Annotated in this window: 15 protein-coding genes; 13 read left to right on the top strand and 2 right to left on the bottom strand. The window is 46.4% G+C overall.

Annotated elements, in window-relative coordinates; translation table 11 throughout:
- The first annotated feature begins 644 nt into the window (after positions 1–644).
- The 6 genes from IEX62_RS08255 (at position 645) to IEX62_RS08230 (ending at position 8,136) form a co-directional block, all read left to right on the top strand.
- Positions 645–1,349 (top strand): metal ABC transporter ATP-binding protein, encoded by a 705-nt coding sequence (locus tag IEX62_RS08255; RefSeq protein WP_188774947.1) that lies wholly within the window; start codon positions 645–647, stop codon positions 1,347–1,349.
- Positions 1,295–2,215, top strand: coding sequence for a metal ABC transporter permease (locus tag IEX62_RS08250; protein ID WP_188774946.1), 921 nt, complete (start codon positions 1,295–1,297; stop codon positions 2,213–2,215). The genes IEX62_RS08255 and IEX62_RS08250 overlap by 55 nt, the downstream gene beginning before the upstream one ends.
- Before the next feature lie 69 nt (positions 2,216–2,284).
- Entirely contained in the window at positions 2,285–3,322 is a 1,038-nt protein-coding gene (locus IEX62_RS08245; protein ID WP_188774945.1) for a metal ABC transporter substrate-binding protein, read from the top strand.
- Between the two features lie 1,084 nt (positions 3,323–4,406).
- Positions 4,407–5,324, top strand: coding sequence for a TetR/AcrR family transcriptional regulator (locus IEX62_RS08240; RefSeq protein WP_188774944.1), 918 nt, complete (start codon positions 4,407–4,409; stop codon positions 5,322–5,324).
- Entirely contained in the window at positions 5,317–6,822 is a 1,506-nt protein-coding gene (locus tag IEX62_RS08235) for an MDR family MFS transporter (RefSeq protein ID WP_188774943.1), read from the top strand. The genes IEX62_RS08240 and IEX62_RS08235 overlap by 8 nt, the downstream gene beginning before the upstream one ends.
- A 165-nt stretch (positions 6,823–6,987) precedes the next feature.
- Positions 6,988–8,136 (top strand): NADH-dependent flavin oxidoreductase, encoded by a 1,149-nt coding sequence (locus IEX62_RS08230; protein ID WP_188774942.1) that lies wholly within the window; start codon positions 6,988–6,990, stop codon positions 8,134–8,136.
- Between the two features lie 295 nt (positions 8,137–8,431).
- Here IEX62_RS08230 and IEX62_RS08225 read toward each other — a convergent pair whose 3' ends face one another.
- Positions 8,432–10,135, bottom strand: coding sequence for an alpha/beta fold hydrolase (locus tag IEX62_RS08225; RefSeq protein ID WP_229685680.1), 1,704 nt, complete (start codon positions 10,133–10,135; stop codon positions 8,432–8,434).
- A gap of 294 nt (positions 10,136–10,429) precedes the next feature.
- Between IEX62_RS08225 and IEX62_RS08220 the strand changes: the two genes are divergently transcribed.
- The 4 genes from IEX62_RS08220 to IEX62_RS08205 all read left to right on the top strand — a co-directional run bounded on the left by IEX62_RS08220 (position 10,430) and on the right by IEX62_RS08205 (position 15,137).
- The gene (locus tag IEX62_RS08220) at positions 10,430–11,644 is read left to right on the top strand and encodes an MFS transporter (RefSeq protein ID WP_188774941.1); all 1,215 of its coding nucleotides are present in this window, start codon (positions 10,430–10,432) and stop codon (positions 11,642–11,644) included.
- A 111-nt stretch (positions 11,645–11,755) separates the two neighbouring features.
- Positions 11,756–12,202: a nuclear transport factor 2 family protein gene (locus IEX62_RS08215; protein ID WP_188774940.1), complete on the top strand. Its 447-nt coding sequence runs from the start codon at positions 11,756–11,758 to the stop codon at positions 12,200–12,202.
- Between the two features lie 845 nt (positions 12,203–13,047).
- Positions 13,048–14,643, top strand: coding sequence for a catalase (locus IEX62_RS08210; protein ID WP_188774939.1), 1,596 nt, complete (start codon positions 13,048–13,050; stop codon positions 14,641–14,643).
- A 338-nt stretch (positions 14,644–14,981) separates the two neighbouring features.
- The gene (locus IEX62_RS08205; RefSeq protein ID WP_188774938.1) at positions 14,982–15,137 is read left to right on the top strand and encodes a hypothetical protein; all 156 of its coding nucleotides are present in this window, start codon (positions 14,982–14,984) and stop codon (positions 15,135–15,137) included.
- A gap of 619 nt (positions 15,138–15,756) precedes the next feature.
- Here the strand turns inward: IEX62_RS08205 and IEX62_RS08200 are convergent.
- Positions 15,757–15,927 carry a hypothetical protein gene (locus IEX62_RS08200; protein WP_188774937.1) on the bottom strand — a complete coding sequence of 57 codons (171 nt, stop codon included), beginning with the start codon at positions 15,925–15,927 and terminating at the stop codon, positions 15,757–15,759.
- Positions 15,928–16,218: 291 nt separating this feature from the next.
- On the opposite strand from IEX62_RS08200, the gene IEX62_RS08195 reads away from it, so the two are divergent.
- The 3 genes from IEX62_RS08195 (at position 16,219) to IEX62_RS08185 (ending at position 20,311) form a co-directional block, all read left to right on the top strand.
- Complete coding sequence (locus tag IEX62_RS08195) at positions 16,219–17,157, top strand: ring-cleaving dioxygenase (RefSeq protein ID WP_188775069.1); 939 nt, start codon at positions 16,219–16,221, stop codon at positions 17,155–17,157.
- A 198-nt stretch (positions 17,158–17,355) separates the two neighbouring features.
- Entirely contained in the window at positions 17,356–17,745 is a 390-nt protein-coding gene (locus tag IEX62_RS08190; protein ID WP_188774936.1) for a DoxX family protein, read from the top strand.
- A gap of 496 nt (positions 17,746–18,241) precedes the next feature.
- Positions 18,242–20,311: a bifunctional aldolase/short-chain dehydrogenase gene (locus tag IEX62_RS08185; protein ID WP_188774935.1), complete on the top strand. Its 2,070-nt coding sequence runs from the start codon at positions 18,242–18,244 to the stop codon at positions 20,309–20,311.
- The last annotated feature ends 236 nt before the right edge of the window (positions 20,312–20,547 follow it).

Below are 20,547 nucleotides of genomic sequence, written 5' to 3'. Positions count from 1 at the left end.
GATAAAAGAGGAATCTCCCTGTGAGGTTCCTTTTTTTATGATGTTCTCTTGGTTAGGCCTGGTTTCTGAGTTTCGAGAGTAAGGTTAGTTTGCGTTTCAAGGTTATTTGGTTCTAGTTATACATATAGCAAGTCTATAAGTCGTGAATGTAGGGGCTTTATATACATAAATCGTGTGCACAAAGAGAATATAAGGGGATTTAATTTTCATACTGCTACATGATCATGTAAAAGCAAGTTAGATGAAGACAGAATAGATGGTTATGTACTTTATATAGAAGAAACATATGTATTGTCGTTCCTCTGAATGTAGAAATAGTCATACACTAGCTCATCCAAGCGTAATTCTAGTCACGATCTGATCACATCATCGGTATAATGGCTAAATCGTAATTATTTTGTTTAAACTCTTGACAATGCTAACACGGCAGGAGTAAAGTAAATCAGGTGATATTCGTAATACTTACGAAGAAAAGAAAAACGACCGGAATATCGATGGAAATTATCATTGTAGCTATTTGCTATCTCGGTAGTTCTTTAAGGAAAAAGGAAGCAGAAACTCCCGATATCATCCATATCAATCGAATCGATATTATAATAAATAATAGTTTCTAAACGCAAAACAAGGTGAAAGGAGTGCTTTACGTGTTACTGGCTTCTATGCAGGATGTAGTATTTGGCTATGATCGTGAACCGGTGGTGAATCGGTTATCGATGGACATATACAGCAATGAATTTATGGCATTAAGCGGGCCTAATGGTGCCGCCAAGACGACCTCACTCAAGCTATTGCTCGGTATTTTGAAGCCGTGGAGTGGGCGTGTACAGATTAATCGTAATGAAAAAGGAGGCAAGCCGATCATTGGCTATGTGCCTCAGCAGGTTGCCTCGTTTAATAGTGGCTTTCCCAGCACGGTGTATGAGCTAGTTCGTTCGGGCTGTTCGATGCGACTCGGATTATTCAAGCGCTTCGGAAATAAGCAAGCAGCACTGGTGCAAAGCTCGCTGGAAGCAGTCGGCATGTGGGAGCTTCGTGATCGTAAAATTGGCGAGCTGTCCGGTGGACAGAAACAACGTGTGTGTATCGCACGCGCACTGGCACAGGAGCCGGATGTATTAATTTTGGATGAACCGACAACCGGAATGGATCTGGAAAGTCGTAAAGGATTTTATGAACTGATGCGTCACCATGTGAAGGCGCACGGACGAACTGTCGTGATGGTCACCCACGGTCTGGAAGAAGCAGAGCCGTATCTGGATCGCACGATTCGTCTGGAACGAGAGGAGGGCGGAGGATGGGCATGTTTGACTACGAGTTCATGCAGCGTGCATTTTGGGCCGGAGGCATGATCGCGATTATTGCTCCTTTGCTTGGAGTATATCTCGTCCTGCGCAGACAGGTACTGATGGCAGATACGCTGTCTCACGTATCGCTGGCAGGGGTGGCGATTGGTGCGATTGCTGGCATTAATCCGTCTGTTGGTGGATTTCTAGTTGCTGTGCTGGGCGCACTCGTTATAGAACGATTACGGCAAAATTTCCGTGGATACGGTGAAGTATCGATTGCGGTTATTATGACGGGCGGTCTGGCGCTTGCACTGGTACTGATGAGTATGGATTCTGGACTGAATCGTAGCTTCAGCTCGTATCTATTTGGCTCGATTGTAGCCGTGAGTACAGAGCAGCTATGGATTATTGGCGCAGTATTCGTCATCGTACTCGCATTCTGGGTGACGATGCGTCGTCCGCTTTACAATATTACCTTTGATGAAGAAACCGCACAGATTGGTGGTACGCATGTACGCTGGCTGTCGCAGACATTTTCCGTATTAACGGGCATGACGGTTGCAGCAGCGATGCCGATCGTCGGTGTATTGCTCGTATCGGCGCTGATGGCATTGCCAGCAGCATTATCGCTTCGGTTTGCACGAGGCTTTGCTTCTGCACTGATTATGGCGGTATTGATCGGTTTGACTGGCATGTTCGGCGGTCTGACCACTTCCTATTATGTGAACACACCTCCGGGTGCTACTGTCGCTCTACTGTTGCTTGCATTTCTGCTGATCGGATTAGGCATTCAGCGTATTTTGAACCGTATGCGCCGGGGCAATGATATGCTGGAAGGCCCTGATCTGGATAGTCGTCGTTTCTGGCAGCGCCAGAGCGGTAATGCACAGAAGAGCAAAGTGCAAACTGAGGTTCTTCATAAAAACTAAATATAGGGGCAGGTCGTTCGCACGGCTTGCCTTCACTATTCTATGGAGTGGGAAGGAGAACACATATTCATGAGAAACAATGGGAACAAACGCAATTGGTTGATGATGCCTGCGGCAGCTCTACTAAGTCTGGGGGTCGTACTTGCTGGCTGTGGGAATAACGGTAGCAATGGGGCAGCGAGCAACAGTACAGCAGGTTCGGAAACATCCGGTACATCCAAGCTTCATATTATTACGAGCTTTTACCCGATGGAGGAATTCACATCAAAGGTTGCGGGTGATCTCGCTGATGTTGAGGTTCTGATCCCACCAGGTACAGAGCCACATGATTGGGAACCTACTCCACAGGATATCGCCAAAATGACCGAAGCTAATATGATCGTCTATAATGGCGCAGGCATGGAAGGCTGGATCGATCAGGTGAAAGATTCACTTGGTAGCAATGGCCCGGTACTCGTCGAAGCAAGTAAAGGTGTACAGATTCTCGAAGGTACCGAGGAAGAGGATCATGAGCATGAAGGTGAAGCTGGAGATCACAGTGAAGAATCGGCAGATCATAGCGAGGAAGGTCATGATCATGGTGCATTCGACCCTCACGTATGGTTGTCACCAAAGCAAGCCCAAACCGAAGTGAAAAACATTGAAGCCGCATTGTTACAGCTCGATCCAACCCATGCTGATCAATATAAACAAAATGCAGATGCATATATCAAGGAACTGACGCAATTGGACAACGACTATAAAACCGGTCTATCCAGTGCCAAACGCAAAGACTTTATTACTCAACACGCTGCGTTCGCCTACATGGCACGCGATTATGGCTTAACACAGGTGCCGATCAGCGGACTATCACCAGAACAAGAGCCAACCGCTGCACAAATGGCTAAAGTCGTCGATTTTGCCAAACAGCATAATGTAAAAACGATTTTCTTCGAAACCCTGGTATCACCCAAAATCGCTGAAACGATCGCCAATGAAGTCGGCGCCAAAACAGCCGTCCTCAACCCGCTCGAAGGCTTAACCGATGACCAGGTGAAAGCGGGCGAGAACTATATTACGGTGATGCGTGAAAACCTGAAGGGTCTGGAGCAAGCGCTGAACGAATAATATACGACTGATTGTATCATGTAACCTTTAAATCTATACATGATACAATCCACATCCACTTCACTATTCAGCAAATAAATATCCAACAAAAAATCGGCAAGCTCTCACCAGAGAACTTGCCGGTTTTTTGCTATTCCCAATCATCTACACATACATACAGCAAACCCATCACTAAATCCCTATCAATCACCAACACGCCAAACAAAATTACATTCAATCCTACTTCCACCTACCAAGACACACCAGAACCAATTTCATAAACTAACCACAAAGCCAGACAAAAATGCTATTCAAAGGCTCACCCCGCCCATACTATCTTTTGATTTCGGTTTACACATGCTCATTCCAATATGGGGCAGAGATAATGAGTGCCATTTCCAAGTTTCAAGTTCTGACTTTAAGCTGTAAGTTTAAAGTGCTAAGTTCTACCTCCTTAAACGCTATATGTTATAAAAGAACTCTATATTAACAAAGAACAAAGCTTAATTAATGCATGTAATGAGAACAGCAATGAGACATAATCAATAGGTGTAATGAGAACAGCAATCATGTTGCATACGTTCAAGTTCCTCCACGTATGCTGCAAGCAGCACAGAACGGAGGGAAGGAAATAAGGGGAAAGGACGACTTTTGAGCACGGGAATCTACATTACCTCCCATTTCGTAGATTCCTGTGCGAGACGGGAGTCCGTTCCCTTATTCCTTGCCGCAAGTGGTGTACGCCCAAGCATACACCTAGCTTAACCGCTCCAACTCCCAAGCCAATCCCCTCCACAATCATTCCATCAAACACTTAAAACACTCCCCAAATAGCAAAAATCAACCTAAAACAGCTCAGCAACACAAACCCAGCACATTCAAAATCCACTAAACTCAATCCCACCAATTAAGCATCGCCCAAAGCTCCGTGAAAGCTCTAAAATCAAAAAATACTGAAAAATTTACATAAACCCCGTTTGACTTTCCAAATAACGAGGTATAAAATAGTAAGTAAGAACTGACGGGTTCTCACAGTACCGTCAGGTTTTATTTTGAAGGGGTATACACAAACACATAAAAACAACCTTGTAGGAGATGCATCTGTATGGGAGACGATCGTAAGAAAGCAGTGTTAAAGGCTGGTGGGCAATTATTTGCAGAAAAAGGCTACTTTGCGACTACCGTGCAGGATATTGCGGAGCAGTGTAATATGTCCAAGGCATCCATTTATAAAATGTTCGAGTCCAAAGAGGACATTCTGCTGCAAATCATTCGTACATTGCATGAGGAAATTGTAGGCTCTACCAGCTCACTTCATTTTGATGATGATGTGTCTCTGCGCGATCAGCTGATGCATAAAATATCCGTACAGCTGCAATCCTTTGTCGTGAAGCATGATTTCTTTGTAAATTTGAATCAAAATATGCCTATGGAGCTTGGCTCGCAGATTCGTCAGGTCATGCTCGATTTTAAGCGGATGATGCTGAATTGGCAAAAGGAAGAGCTGCTGCTCGCATATGGCACTCGGATTGAACCGATTGTATGGGATCTATCGGTATGCATGCAGGCGATATCTAGAGAGATGATTGTACTTACTCGTCTGGATCGTAAGCTTCCTATTACAGAGAAGCATATTGATCGTGTCGCCGAATTAATTGTTGATGCAATTGAAGGAATGATCGAAAAGCGTCTTGGACGCACGCCGGTGATTAATGAGGAAGCAGCAGAGCGTATGAAGCTGTACGAGCCTGATTCCAGTCGGCGGTACTTTGGAGAGAGTGAATGGCGTAAAAGTGTGCGCGAGCTGCTACAGGCGATTCGCAAGCACAGTCCAGAAGTCGTTCAATCGGATCTGGTCGCAGCTGTGGAACGGCTGGACGCCGAACGTAGAAAAAAAGTTCCGCAAACGTTCATGATGGATGCATTAATCTCCTATCTGAAGCAACGTGAAGAACTTCAGGCCGAGGTTGCCTACTTACAACATGTTTATTTTGCAAATTGGGAGGACGAGAAACATGGCTAATACAACGGCTAATCCAGTAGAAGAGCCAAGGCCTAAAGTGAATATTAAGGTCATTGTCGGAATTATGCTGGCAGGTGCATTTGTAGCGATTCTCAACCAGACGCTACTCGTTACTGCCCTGCCCCATATTATGAGAGATTTGAAGATCGACGCAACTGCGGCGCAGTGGCTGACTACGATTTTTATGCTGGTGAACGGGATTATGATTCCGATCACGGCTTACTTAATTGATAAATTTAATACAAGAGCGTTATTTATTACATCGATTGGACTGTTTGCACTCGGTACGCTAATTGCAGCGATCTCGCCAACCTTTGGCGTACTGCTTGTAGGTCGCGTGATCCAGGCAGCGGGTGCTGGTATCGTTATGCCGCTCATGCAGACAGTATTCCTGGTTATTTTCCCAAAAGAAAGTCGCGGGGCAGCGATGGGGATGATCGGTCTGGTCATTTCATTTGCACCAGCGATTGGTCCAACCTTATCAGGCTGGGTTGTAGATACATTTTCATGGCGTGACCTGTTCTACATTATCCTGCCTATTGCGCTCATTGACCTTGTGATTGCGATCTTTGCCTTGAAAAATGTCGGCAAGCTGCGTGATCCGAAGCTGGATATGATCTCTGTCGTCTTATCGACAATCGGTTTTGGTGGATTGTTGTACGGATTTAGTACCGCCTCTAAAGGCTGGAATGATCCAACTGTGCTGATTACAATCGCGATTGGTGCGGTCAGCTTGATTCTATTTGTACGCAGACAGTTCAAGCTGGAGCAACCGCTACTGGAGTTTCGCGTCTTTAAAGATCGACTGTTTACGATTTCGATGATTATTACCGTGATTGTATTTACTGCGATGATCGGTGCATCGACCTTGCTACCGCTGTATATTCAAAATGCACGTCATCTGTCTGCTGTACAATCCGGTCTGATCGTATTGCCGGGAGCGATTCTAATGGGGATTATGTCGCCGATCACCGGTCGTATTTTCGATAAAATCGGTGCGAAAACGCTAGGTGTTACAGGTCTAGCCTTACTGCTGATCGGTACTGTGCCATTTACGATGCTGAGTGATCAGACACCTGTATGGCTGATTATGGTTATGTTTGCCATGCGTATGCTGGGCTTGTCGATGGTCATGATGCCAGTAACGACAGCAGGTCTGAATCAGCTACCAACCCATCTGCTATCGCACGCAACTGCGATGAATAATACGCTTCGTCAGGTAGGGGGCTCCATCGGTACAGCTGTACTAATCACGGTATTTACCAATGCCTCGGCTTCTGCCGCAATGTCAGGTAAGCCAGCTGATCTGTCGATGATTCATGGTACTAATATGGCATTTATGGTTGCATCGATTCTGTCAGCAGCTGCGCTCGTCATGATCTTCTTCTTAAAAGAACCACCGCGTCGAGATCGTCAATCGGGCACCGCAGAAGCTACGAAGAATGAGGGTAAACGTAATTCGTCCTCACAACAAGCAAAACCGGTATCGCAATCCTGATACCGGTTTTATTTCTGAAAGTAAGATTGTAAGTAAAATTGGATACAAGAAAAACTTGCACAATACTAAATTGTTTACTATACTATACTCTGTTACTTATAATAATAATCTGGCAAATGATCAGATCGTACATTAACCTCACTATAGAGATAGGAGAGATTAACCATGAATCCAAAATATCAAGCTTTGTTTCAGCCTTTCAAGCTGAATGATGGTATTGAACTGAAAAACCGCCTTGTACTGGCGCCGATGACTCACTCTTCCTCCAATCCGGATGAAACAGTATCCGATGCCGAGCTCGAATATTATGAAAGCCGTACAGCAGGTGTAGGTCTGTCGATCACAGCTGTTGCTCATGTGACTCCAAATGGTAAAGGCTTTGCGAACCAATTCCGCGCAGTAGGTGCGGAGTTTACACCTGGCTTAACTCGTCTGGCAGACACACTGAAAAAGAACGGCTCCAAAGCAGTATTGCAAATTTTCCATGCGGGTCGTCTGTCTCCACCTGAGCTGGTTGACGGTGATGTCGTTGCACCAAGCGCGGTACCAAGCGAGCGCGGTGATGGCGGTCAAGGCCCAACACCTCGTGAGCTGACAGGTCAAGAAATCGAGAACATTATCAAAGATTTCGGTACAGCAACAGCGAATGCAATTGCTGCTGGCTTTGACGGCGTGGAGATTCACGGTGCGAACGGTTATCTGATCCAGCAATTCTTCTCCCCACATTCCAACCGTCGTGAAGACAAGTGGGGCGGCGATGTGAATGCACGTCTGGCATTCCCACTGGCTGTTGTGGATGAAGTACAACGTGTTGTTAAAGAGCAAGCGAAAGGCCCATTCATCGTTGGCTATCGCTTCTCCCCGGAAGAACCAGAGACACCAGGAATCACAATGGCAGATACACTGGTGCTGATCGATGCACTGGCTGAGAAAAACCTGAGCTATCTGCACGTATCGCTGATGGAGTACAATTCTGTACCTCGTCGTGGTGTAGAAGATACACGTTCCCGTCTGACGATCATTCAAGAGCGTGTAGGTAACAAAGTACCGGTCATCGGTGTAGGTTCGGTGAAAACACCGGATGATGCAGCCGCTGTACTGGAAACAGGCGCACCACTCGTTGCACTCGGTCGTCAGCTGATTGTTGATCCAAACTGGGTCGAAAAAGTAGAATCCGGTCGCGAGAATGAGATTCTGTACACACTAAGCAAAAATGATCAAAAATCACTCGTTCTGCCTGATCCACTGTGGAATATGGTTATTAATATTCCAGGCTGGTTCCCTGTTGTGGAAGCGCAGGAAGCGAATAAATAAAATAAGCTTTATACATCGAATAGCCCTGCATGTGCGAACGCATGCAGGGCTATTTATGTGATGGTTGACGGTATAGATGGAGTTGTTTAGGGTAAAGTGGTGTCCTTTTTTGTGTAGTAGCATGTGTTTGGTATAACGCTACCTTGGCACATAGCACGTTATGCCTACTGTAGCTGTAGCCTTGTCTTTCACAGCGTCATGTATCATTTATGTTGCACTATGCTTAGGTAGTATTACATTCACAGCGATATGTCATGCTATGTGCTCGTAAGCGTTTGGGCGCTACTACGCCATATCATTCCGAATACGTCTGACCATTCGCATCTACATAGACGGACTTGATTAATGTACGCTTGTACGGCTTGCCAGCTGCGGTCACGCCACTAATATCGGTAGTGATCACGTAACTGGATGGTTCACCTGTAGCTGGTGTTGGGACACTTGTCTCCATTTCGCCGGCGATCAGCGAGCGCTGGGAGGTGGTCGGTGAAGCGATTCGTTTGCCCTCTCCGTCATAATAGTTGACGGTATATTGGGCTGTTGTCTGTTCTGAACGTAGCCCCTCGGTTTCTAGCTTCATATCAAGCGTACCACTAGAGAGCGATGTGTGTAGACTTGCGTTGCTAGTATTAGAGGCATATACAGCAGTCATCAAGTACGCACCAGAGCCATCGTTTACACCGCGTACCTGCCAGTTGCCTGCAACAGGCTGATCGAGACGAGCAATCTGGTGATAGGCACCCTTGAAAATATCATCGTCTTTCGCACTTTCGACGCGTACTTGCTGACGCTTACCATCTGGAGCGATAATCTGTAATTCCTTCAGCGGCTTGTTGCTAATCCAATCGAGCGTGATGGATTGTACGCCATCCTCTACCGTTAATGCTTCGCTTGCGGTACCGTTCGTTTGACCGCCGCGCACATACAGATGCCCGTTGGGCAATGCGGCATCAGCAGATGCATTATTGCTGGGGTTGCCCGGCGTACCTGTGTTCGCATCGGTCTGTGGGGAGGTAGGTGTAGCTCCATACACATTGCCTGTCACGGTAGAATCACGATACACATCCGTGCTGACGGCTGCCGCAGTCAAGCGAGATGAGGACGACACTGCTGGTGCGGCGCTCGCGGCTGCTCCGGTTACGGTACCAATATACGATTTGAACAGATCGAATGTATAGGAGCCTGTGCGCACGGTGGCATGATTCCACGGGCCTGTACGAATCAGTGTAGCGCCGGGTAGCTGTGCGCTTGCCGTTGTAACGACACCATCATTGCTACCAAATACAGATAGATACGCACCGCCAAATGTATACGAGGTTTTGCCAGAGCCAGACCATTTGTCACCGCCCATCGTATAAAAGGGCACCTTGTTCACATCCGGGTCCTTATCCATTTCTGAGCGAAAATACTGCATATAAGATGTTTGCAAGGAGCTTGTACCCGGGCTTTGGGAGCCAACAAGATCAGCAAGCCAGCCCGCCCAGCTACTATAGGCAAGGTCTGCCAGCTCGGAGCCATGATGCGGTGTACTCAGCGTAATCACGCGACTTACATAAGGATAGGCATTGTAGCGCACCAGTGCAGCCTGTGTATCCACACCGCCTTTACTATGGGCGATAATGACGATTTTTTTGCCGCCATAGCGCTGACTGATCTCTTTGATTTTGGCAGCAAGCAGCTCGCCATCTTTCCACATGTCTTCTGGTGTGCCGGTAATGTCATACATGTTAATAAATGCAGTCTGATAACCATTATTGTAGGCATACTGGTACATATCATTGTCCTCGTACCATATTTTTGCCTGACTGGTCAGTCCATGCACGAATAGCAGAACAGGCTTATCCGGGGAAAGATTCGGCGGTGTCTGTCCTGCTGACCATGCCCCCGGCGAAGCTGCTACCGTGGGATTAGCTGCTGCCATATCAGCGTGATTCGGAAGGAGAGGGAATGCCATACTAATCGCAAGAACCCCCGCCAGCCATTTGTTTCGTACCATCATTATTGTCCTCCTCGACTATGTAATATATGGGAAAAATCAATCCTCAATCAATGTATAGTACGTGTATTAAATGAGTTACTTAAATTTGTGATCGCTATGTTTAACTGTACAAAATGAACATTAAAATTTTAATTGCTTAGCATCTGCATAAATGTGAGGTATTTTTTATCGTTTTGGGTATAATAGAGGTCGTGACTACATATATGACGACAGGCAAGTTGCGTACGGGCTGGATTAAGAATGGCAAAGTATGTAACAAAAAGTACAAACCTGTCAAGAAAAAGGGGTTATGGGATGAATAATATGGAACTACTGCGTAATCCAAAGCAGCGCAAGCTGTTATTTAGCGCAGGTTTCAGCTGGATGTTCGATGCGATGGAGGTAGGGATGATCTCCTTTATCGCGGCAGCGCTGGCGAAGAGCTGGGAGCTTAGCCCGCAGCAGATCGGTTATTTGACGAGTATTAACTCGGTCGGGATGGCAGTGGGTGCCATTGCGGCGGGTTATCTGGCAGATCGCTATGGACGGAAGTCGATCCTGCTCTGGACGCTATTAATTTTCTCTATTGCTAGTGGATTATCTGCGCTGGCAACGGGCTTTGGCGTATTACTGTTGCTACGCTTTGTTGCCGGATTTGGTCTGGGTGGCGAATTGCCGGTAGCTTCTACGCTAGTATCCGAATCGGTATCGGTGAAAGATCGCGGACGTGCGGTCGTGCTGCTGGAGAGCTTCTGGGCATTTGGCTGGATCATTTCCGCAGTGGTCGCGTACTTCGTTATTGCGCGTTATGGCTGGCAATGGGGCTTTGTGATCGGTGCGGTGCCTGCCTTGTATGCACTCTATCTGCGTCGCGCTATTGAGGATTCACCGCGTTATTTGAACAGAAAAGCGTCTGATCGTGTCTCGTTCCTACAGGGGCTAAAGGACATCTGGAGCAGTGAGCATCGCCGTGCCACGGTGATGGCGTGGATTCTGTGGTTCACCGTGGTCTTTTCCTATTATGGTATGTTCCTGTGGCTGCCATCTGTGATGGGCTTGAAGGGCTTTACGCTGATCAAAAGCTTTGAATACGTGCTGATCATGACGCTGGCACAGCTGCCAGGCTACTTTACAGCGGCATATTTTATTGAGAAATTCGGTCGTAAATTCGTACTGGTGTTGTATCTGCTGCTTACCGCAGTAAGTGCAATCTGGTTCGGCTTTGCCACAAGTGAGCTGTCACTCATTCTAGCAGGTATTTGTCTGTCCTTCTTCAATCTGGGAGCATGGGGCGGTTTGTACGCTTATACACCAGAGCTGTATCCAACGCGTGTACGCTCAACCGGAACAGGCATGGCCGCAGGCTTCGGGCGAATTGGCGGTGTGATCGCGCCATTCCTCGTTGGTATGCTCGTCGGTAATGGAGTAGCGGTAAGCAGCATCTTTATTATGTTCTTCATCGCCATCGTTATCGGCGCTGCTGCTGTCTTGTTTCTTGGCAAAGAAACCAAAGGAATCGAATTGGATTAATCCATTGTTATCTGCATAGGGGCTGCTCGTTATCGCTTAAAGGTTGGCGATCTAGCGAGCAGCCTGTATGATAGTTATGGGGTTAACACATATAGAAAGAGGGATTCACATATGAATACAGACTTTTTGACAGGTACAGAACGTTTACTGGCTTACGAGGAGATTCGGATGGTCAAGTCCCGCTATTGTCGCTTCATCGATACAAAGGATTGGGAAGGGCTCAAAACCGTATTCGCTCCAGACGCTGTAGCCGACTTCAGCACAGAGGGCAATCCAATCCCCATTTTAGAGGGACGCGACACAATCGTCAAAGTCTTCCAGGACCTCGTCGATCCCGCCGTAACCGTACACCAGGTACATAGCGCCGACATCGAATTCATCTCCGCCACCGAAGCCAAAGTACTATCCCCAATGGAGGACCTGGTTACCTTCCCCGAGGGCAATCCGAATAAGTCTTTCCATGGATATGGCTACTATCACGAAACCTTCGTCAAACTGAACGATAAATGGTACATTCGCCATACAAGCTTACAACGGCTACGTCTAGATATTTTATAAAAAAGTAAATTCAAGCGTCCATACATCTATGTATTAATAAACTCGTAAACTCGCAAAACCATAAACCATAAAACCATAAAACCTCAAACTTACTCTAGAAGCACATGCAGCTGTACTTCAACGTAAACGATGCAAAGCGAGTTTACAACCTTACTGCTCCCCCCACCCACCACATTGCAGCATGAATTGCACCATGCACGTTGTCACTCCAACACACATCACTCATGCTGCAAATCGCACAGAACGCAGGCAAGGAAATAAGGGAAAAGGACGGCTTACCGTGTTAGTGCTTTCCTAACACGAGGTTCAATGAAGAGTGATTTTTGCGAAAGCAAAATATCTTACCTTTTCCGAGGGGCGGGAATCTACAATTCATTCCTAAACCGTAGATTCCCGCGGCTCCACCCGAGTCCGTTCCCTTATTCCTTGCCGAAGTGGTGCCCCTCCAAGCACAATTCCTATGTATGCCCAACCCATCCCCCATTTCATCTGCCATTTCACCCAATCTTCATTCACAAATTGGACAAAAATAAGAAATCATTCACTTTTCCACTGGAAATTGTTTTATAATGAATTCATGCAGGTAAAAAAAGGTAATGTAACCGCTTGATCTGTCACAATTGTTACTGGATCGGCTAGTGTATGAACACATCAGCCTGTAACCATAATGGCAAAAGCGGCTACACTGCCAGCAATGGAAGTACTACTGTCTTATACCAGGCGACTTCCTATCTGTACTGGTTCCACCAGATCAAGTCGGCGGCAGAAATGTTGCCTTGTTTTCCGTGTCACTATGTATGCAGGGTTTCAGCAAACTTATACTTTCTTGAAAGGCGGAAGATTTTATGGCAGATGAGAACAAAAAGCAACCGCAATCGAATGATCAAGAAGAAATAACGCTGACGAATCGACAGGGGCATCCTGTCACAGACAACCAGAATGTGAGAACGGTAGGCAACCGTGGGCCGATTACCATGGAGAATTACAATTTCCTTGAGAAAATCACTCATTTTGACCGTGAACGTGTGCCTGAGCGTGTGGTGCATGCTCGTGGAGCAGGTGCGCATGGCGTATTTGAAGCGTATGGCACGGTTGGGGATGAACCGATATCCAAATATACACGCGCGAAGCTGTTTCAGGAAAAGGGCAAGCAGACACCGGTATTTGTGCGCTTTTCAACGGTTGTTCATGGTGGACATTCTCCGGAAACGTTACGCGATCCGCGCGGCTTTGCGACCAAATTTTATACCGAGGATGGTAACTGGGATCTGGTTGGTAACAATCTGAAAATTTTCTTTATTCGTGATCCGCTCAAATTCCCAGATATGGTGCATGCGTTCAAGCCAGATCCGATTACGAATGTACAGGATATGGAGCGTTTCTTCGACTTTATCGGTAACAGCCCGGAATCTACACATATGATCACGTTCCTGTTCTCGCCGTGGGGCATTCCTGCCAACTATCGGGAGATGCAGGGCTCGGGTGTGAACACATACAAATGGGTGAATGAAGCAGGTGAGGCGGTATTGATCAAATACCACTGGGAGCCGCTGCAAGGCATCCGCAATCTGTTGCAGGATGAGGCGAACCAGATTCAATCACTCGACTTCAACCATGCAACGATTGATCTGTACGATGCAATCGAGAATGGCAATTATCCAGAATGGGAATTGTGTGTCCAGATCATGGAGGACAATTACCATCCTGAGCTGGATTTCGATCCGCTTGATCCGACGAAGCTGTGGCCAGAGGATCAATTCCCATTTATGAAGGTGGGTAAAATGATCCTAAATCGCAATCCAGAGGATTATTTTAATGAAGTAGAGCAAGTCGCATTCGGTACAGGTGTACTGGTGGATGGGCTGGATTTCTCGGATGATAAGCTGTTGCAAGGACGTACCTTCTCGTATTCTGATACGCAGCGTCATCGTGTTGGCTCCAACTACCAGCAGCTGCCGATCAATGCACCGCATAGCCGTGTCGCAACGAATCATTCCGGTGGACAGATGCGCTATCATAGTGACCGTGCACCCGGACAAAATCCGCATGTGAACTACGAGCCATCCTCACTCGGTGGTCTGAAGGAAGCGCCAAAGGCAGGCAAGGATCACGAGCCAGAATACTATGATGCACGTCTGATGCGCGAGAAGATCGACCGCCCGAATGACTTTGCTCAGGCAGGGGAGACGTATCGCAACTTCGAGGATTGGGAACGCGATGAGCTGGTGAAAAACCTCGGCGCGAACCTTGCCCAGTGTAACGAGGATATCCGTAGTCTGGTGCTTGGCAATATTAAGCAGGCAGATGAAGAGTATCATCGTCGCGTACAGGAGGAGCTGGACAAGGTGCTGGCTGATCCGAGTATGGGCAAGCCACTGCATCGTGCTCACGCTGCTGCGAAGAAAGCAGAAGATAAGGGGCATGACGCGAAGCCGTATTAAGAGAGGCGAGCGTTAAGACGCTGTTTTCATTCGAGCCTTGTTAGGGTAGACAGATGGCTACGGTAATAAGCCTCCGCTCGGTTCTAATGTCTGATATGTGAATAGATACGATAGATGTGTAGCTACAAAAGACCAATTGCCTTTATGGAAATTGGTCTTTTTGTTGAGTGTATAGGTTAAAGTAGTGCGAAGCCTGCTGTTTAACTGAATCCGCAATTCGTTTAAATATACATAGAAGTGATTCTTGCGAGGAAATGAACGATAATAACAGTTTTAATTTATTGTCTAAAGTAATTAAACGATGATGTAAAGTCATTCTAACAAAGGCGGCGATTTCGATGAAAATTATTATTACACAAGAAGAAGCAGTTCAAAAGGGCGTCTGGAACGATGTGATGAACATGTTCGGTGTACAGAACGAAGACGAGACGTATCCGCAGGAGCAGTTCATTTTGACAGAGGAGCAGGCGAAGCAGTTGAAGTTGATTTCTTGATGTGTTTATATCCATGTAAAAGGAGCCTTCTACAAAGAGGGCTCCTTTTTGTAAGCTATACTATTCTTAAATCTATGATCGAGACGACTTCGCATATTGAATCGTGAAGAACAGAATAATAAAAGCAATGCAGTAATTCAAAGGATTCTTGAAAATGCTCATATCTAGAGCAATTTGCAAAAGAATCCATAAAATAAAAATCACACTGAGTAGAAAAATGTTCGTTTTAGTATATACATTACTCATAATCTAGCCTCCTACTCATTTTTAAAAGCAAGATGCCGTGGCTCCAGTTAAGCCACCCCAACAACACCTACAATAGTTGCGACGATACCCTAACATAGCCATAAAACAGTGTAAACCCTATTAAAGCCTTCTTTCGAAAATAAAGCATATGTACTACGACATAAGATTTTAAATCGACATGTTAAGACAGTCATTGATCATAACGGCTACTCATTTAGTCTTAGGCTATTTTATTCGCCCGATCCTTATATCGAATAAACAAAAAGACAGTACCGATCATAATGATCGATACTGTCTACTATAGGAGTAATCATAATGCTGTGATGAATCGACATGCCGTTCATCGCAGGATATGAATTACCAATCTACTAAATTACTTATCGGAATCTTTTTTGTCCTTATCTTCATCGCCTGCTGCAACTGGAGATGGCTTCGCTACCCAATCGTCAGCCTGTGTTTCTGGATTGGCACCTTGTTCCTTTTTATGCTTCTCCATCAATGTATCCTCAGAATTCGGGTTTTCCATTTTGTTATCCTCTGCCATGTTAATCTCCTCCTTATGTTGTCCTCAGCTATGTTGTAGTGACTCTTCATTACATTACCCTTTTGAGCAGAATGAAAACATGGCACTTTAGCTTGTTCTACATATCGATCAAAAGAATAGATAAAGGGGGTTGACATTTATCTTAAAGCAAAGTAATATTGTCTCATAGTCAAATATCTTTAAATTAAGATTTATTAAATAAGACGAAAATATTATCTGCAAAACGATCATTCAATAGATGATCGATCCTTATAAACACTCAAAATAAACCACTCAAAGGGGACGACGATGATGAGCAAACAAACAATGGGTATTCACCACATTACAGCAATTGTAGGGCATCCACAGGAAAACGTTGATTTTTATGCAGGTGTACTTGGACTGCGTCTGGTCAAACAAACCGTTAACTTCGATGATCCAGGTACATACCATCTGTACTTTGGTAACGAAGGCGGCAAACCAGGTACGATTATTACTTTTTTCCCATGGGCAGGTGCTCGGCAGGGTGTGATCGGAGATGGACAGGTTGGCGTGACCGCGTATGTTGTGCCACAAGGAACGCTCGATTTCTGGGCGAAACGGTTGGAGCAATTCGGTATTACGTATCATACCAACATGCGCTTTGGTGAAACGTCTCTGGCATTTGATGATCCGCACGGGCTGCATCTGGAAATCGTCGCCCGTGGTGCAGCTGATCCGAACGGCTGGAGCTTTGGCGGTGTGAGTGCTGATATGGCGATCAAGGGCTTTGGAGGCGCGACATTGTATTCCTCGCAGCCTGCACAGACCGCTCATCTGTTAGAGCAGATCATGGGATTAGAGCGTATCGGTCAGGAAGGCGACTATACTCGTTATCATTCACAGGCAGAGATCGGCAATGTGATCGATCTGAAAATGACTGCTGGCGTGCGTGGTGAAATGGGTGTCGGTACCGTGCATCATATCGCATGGCGTGCAGTTGACGATAGCGATCAGCTGGAATGGCAGGAATATGTAGGCAATCAAGGCTATGGTGTCACCGCAGTACGTGATCGCAATTACTTTAACGCGATTTACTTTAGAGAGCATGGCGAAATTCTGTTCGAAATCGCTACTGATCCTCCAGGCTTTGCTCATGATGAATCGTATGAAACAATGGGGCAAAATCTGATGCTGCCAGAGCAATACGAGCAGTATCGTGCCAAATTACAGCAGGTGCTGCTGCCATTTGAAGTGCGTGAGCTGGATTAATCCTTTCGATTAATAAAGGAAAGAGATGATGACGATGCTGAGATTGGAGTTCAAGCGATAGCTATAGACAGAAGAAGTGAGACAGTCAATCGTACAATTACCAATGTAACCATCATGTACAATGTGTTATTCAGGATGTAGTTAAACTACATCACATCAAAAATATACAATCATAACTTATAAAAGGAGTGTTTTAAAATGGAAGATTTCGGTTTATTGCTTATTCGTTTAATGATCGGTGTCGTATTTGTCTTTTACGGTACACAGAAATTGTTCGGCTGGTTCGGTGGGTATGGCATCAAAGGAACAGGCGGTTGGTTTGAATCGATCGGTATCAAGCCCGGTCATGTTGCAGCCACACTTAGCGGTATCGCTGAGCTGCTGAGTGGTATTCTATTCGTGCTCGGTCTGTGGTTACCGCTGGCTGCTGTACTCGTTGTTGTAGTCATGCTAGGCGCTATCGCTAAAGTTCACGGGCCAAAAGGCTTTGCTAATGGTGGCGGCGGCTTTGAATACAATCTATTCCTGATCGTCGTAGCGATCGGTCTGGCATTGATCGGTCCTGGCGCCTGGGCATTACATTTCTAAGCTGGGGGCTTCAAGCTTCTGATCGTATGTATCTACACATGATTATATAAACAAACACCAATCAAACAAATACAAGTGTAAACAATCATCAACACACAAGCTAAGCTAACATCAATCACTAGAAGATAGCTCTAGCCATAGCACTAAAAAAGTAACGCAATTACAAAACCATCACACTTTATCTCAAGGCTCTATCAGCTGCAAGCTATTCACTGCGCAGCTGGTGGGGTCTTTTTAGATTGAAACAGGTTTTTACGTCTATTTGAGTTTATTTTATTCTGTTTAAGCGTTACCAATTTTAAATATATTTTTGTTTATTTCCGAATTTTATATTTTCAAAACAAAACAGAAATGGTATACTCCTGAAAAAGGAACCCTCACGTCTAATCATCATCAGTCCGAATGAGCGGGTTCAGCAGCAGGAAGCAGCAGCGATGTTACATATACTGGATTATCAAATCGCGCTGTGACCAAGCCAATATATGGAGGATGAAGCATGATACCAAATCAATGGGATTCCAGTCAGGCAGCAGCTATTCAGGAAGGTGTAGATCAGCTTGTATATCGCTCCAATCTGATCGGTTCCGATCGTCGGGTATGTAACTGGGGCGGTGGTAACACGTCGAGCAAGACGATCGTGCAGGATTTTCGCGGTCGCGATGTAGAAGTGATGTTTGTGAAGGGCAGTGGCTCCGATCTGGCTTCGATGAAGGCGCAGCATTTTACCGGATTACGGATGGAGGATATTCGTCCATTATTCGAGCGGGAAGAGATGTCGGATGAAGAGATGGTCGCTTACCTTGCGAACTGTATGATCGATTCCAAGGCACCTCGTCCATCGATCGAGACATTGCTGCATGCGTTTCTGCCATTCCGTCATGTGGATCATACACACCCTGATTCGATTATTAGCCTGTGCTGTGCGGATAATGGTAAGGAAATTGCGAAGGAGATTTTTGGCGATCGATTTGTATGGGTGCCATATATTCGTCCGGGCTTTACGCTATCCAAAATGATTGCACAGGGTGTGCTGGAGCATCCGAATGCTGAGCTTGTGCTGATGGAAAAGCATGGTCTGGTCACATGGGGAGAGACGCAGGAGGAATGCTACAATAAGACGATTGAGATGATTAATCGCGCAGCTGATTACATTGCAGAGAAGGCAAGTCAGAAGGAAGCCTTTGGCGGTGCAAAAGTGGAAGCGTTATCATCAGAGCAGCGTCAGCAGCTTGTTGCGAGTCTGATACCTTCGCTACGCGGTGCTGTTAGTGATAGTAAACGAATGATCTTAACCTTCGATGATGCGGACGATGTGCTTACCTTTGTCAATGGAAGGGATTCGGCTACTTTATCTCAGGTTGGGGCAGCTTGTCCGGATCATCTGGTACATACCAAGATGACGCCGCTATTTATCGATTGGACGCCAGCAGCTGATGATCAAGAGGGCTTGAAGCAGGCAGTGCTGGAAGGTGTGAATCGCTATAAGCAGCAGTATAAAGAATATTTTGAACGTAATCATAGCGAAGGCGATGTGATGTTCGAGCCTGCGCCACGTGTTATTTTGATCCCGGGAATTGGAATGATCAATACAGGTAAAAGTCATGCGATGTCACTGGTCAGTGGTGCGCTGTACCATCGGGCAATTGCAGTTATGGGTGGAGCGACAGCACTGGGACAATTTGTATCGTTGAGCGAAGCGGAATCGTACCATGTGGAATACTGGCCGCTGGAGCTGTACAAGCTAACACTCGCACCGCCAGAAGCAGAATTTTCTCGCCAGATTGCCCTGATTACCGGTGGAGCAGGTGGCATTGGTAGTGCCACAGCACGTCGCCTTGTGAGCGAGGGAGCACATGTCGTACTCGCCGACCTGAATCTAGAAGGAGCACAAAAAGTAGCCGATGAGCTGAATGCCAGCTTCGGTACTGGACGTGCACTGGCGGTTCGCATGGATGTGACGAATGAAGCGCTCGTGGAGGCTGCTTTTGCCGAAGCTTCCATCGCATACGGTGGCGTTGATATTTTGATCAACAATGCAGGTCTGGCAACTTCCAGTCCATTTGACGAAACATCGCTCAAGGAATGGGAGCTGAACATGAATGTACTGGGCACAGGTTATTTCCTTGTCGCTCGTGAAGCGTTCAAAGTGATGAAGCAACAGGAGCTAGGCGGCAGCATGGTGTTCATCGGCTCCAAAAACTCCGTCTACGCCGGCAAAAATGTCACTGCCTACAGCTCAGCCAAAGCACTGGAAGCTCATCTGGCACGCTGCATCGCAGCCGAAGGCGGCGAACACGGTATCCGCGTCAACACCATTTTGCCCGATGCGATCCTGCAAGGCTCAGCGATCTGGAACTCCAACTGGCGCAACGAACGCGCCGCCGCCTACGGCATCGAACCGGATCAGCTAGAAGAACACTACCGCAAACGGACAACACTGCTCGTCAACATCTACCCGGACGACATCGCCGAAGGCGTAGCCTACTTCGCCTCATCCAAATCAGCCAAAACAACCGGCTGCATGCTAACGATCGACGGCGGCGTGCCTGCGGCGTTTACGAGATAGAAAGTGGATAGCGACACAGAGCTGTTATGCTTTTATATGGAAGAAAAGAGCTATACAGCTTAAAGTCATACTCAAGTTAATATTGAAGCGATCCACAAACTAACCTGAATCATACTTCTAATGCCACCACTTAGCGTGTATGTGAATTTATATGTTGCAAGCATCGCGGAACGGAGGGAAGGAAATAAGGGGAAAGGACGACTTACCGTGCTAGCGATCTCCTAACACGGGGTCCA

Source organism: Paenibacillus hunanensis, assembly GCF_014645615.1.
GTDB classification, from domain to species: domain Bacteria; phylum Bacillota; class Bacilli; order Paenibacillales; family Paenibacillaceae; genus Saccharibacillus; species Saccharibacillus hunanensis.
This window is presented reverse-complemented; position numbering and strand designations above follow the sequence as displayed.

Coding starts and splice junctions, on each gene's coding strand:
- IEX62_RS08250 (WP_188774946.1), top strand. CDS start 1,295: ATGGGCATGTTTGACTACGAGTTCATGCAGCGTGCATTTTGGGCCGGA.
- IEX62_RS08245 (WP_188774945.1), top strand. CDS start 2,285: ATGAGAAACAATGGGAACAAACGCAATTGGTTGATGATGCCTGCGGCA.
- IEX62_RS08240 (WP_188774944.1), top strand. CDS start 4,407: ATGGGAGACGATCGTAAGAAAGCAGTGTTAAAGGCTGGTGGGCAATTA.
- IEX62_RS08235 (WP_188774943.1), top strand. CDS start 5,317: ATGGCTAATACAACGGCTAATCCAGTAGAAGAGCCAAGGCCTAAAGTG.
- IEX62_RS08230 (WP_188774942.1), top strand. CDS start 6,988: ATGAATCCAAAATATCAAGCTTTGTTTCAGCCTTTCAAGCTGAATGAT.
- IEX62_RS08225 (WP_229685680.1), bottom strand. CDS start 10,135: ATGATGGTACGAAACAAATGGCTGGCGGGGGTTCTTGCGATTAGTATG.
- IEX62_RS08220 (WP_188774941.1), top strand. CDS start 10,430: ATGAATAATATGGAACTACTGCGTAATCCAAAGCAGCGCAAGCTGTTA.
- IEX62_RS08215 (WP_188774940.1), top strand. CDS start 11,756: ATGAATACAGACTTTTTGACAGGTACAGAACGTTTACTGGCTTACGAG.
- IEX62_RS08210 (WP_188774939.1), top strand. CDS start 13,048: ATGGCAGATGAGAACAAAAAGCAACCGCAATCGAATGATCAAGAAGAA.
- IEX62_RS08205 (WP_188774938.1), top strand. CDS start 14,982: ATGAAAATTATTATTACACAAGAAGAAGCAGTTCAAAAGGGCGTCTGG.
- IEX62_RS08200 (WP_188774937.1), bottom strand. CDS start 15,927: ATGGCAGAGGATAACAAAATGGAAAACCCGAATTCTGAGGATACATTG.
- IEX62_RS08195 (WP_188775069.1), top strand. CDS start 16,219: ATGAGCAAACAAACAATGGGTATTCACCACATTACAGCAATTGTAGGG.
- IEX62_RS08190 (WP_188774936.1), top strand. CDS start 17,356: ATGGAAGATTTCGGTTTATTGCTTATTCGTTTAATGATCGGTGTCGTA.
- IEX62_RS08185 (WP_188774935.1), top strand. CDS start 18,242: ATGATACCAAATCAATGGGATTCCAGTCAGGCAGCAGCTATTCAGGAA.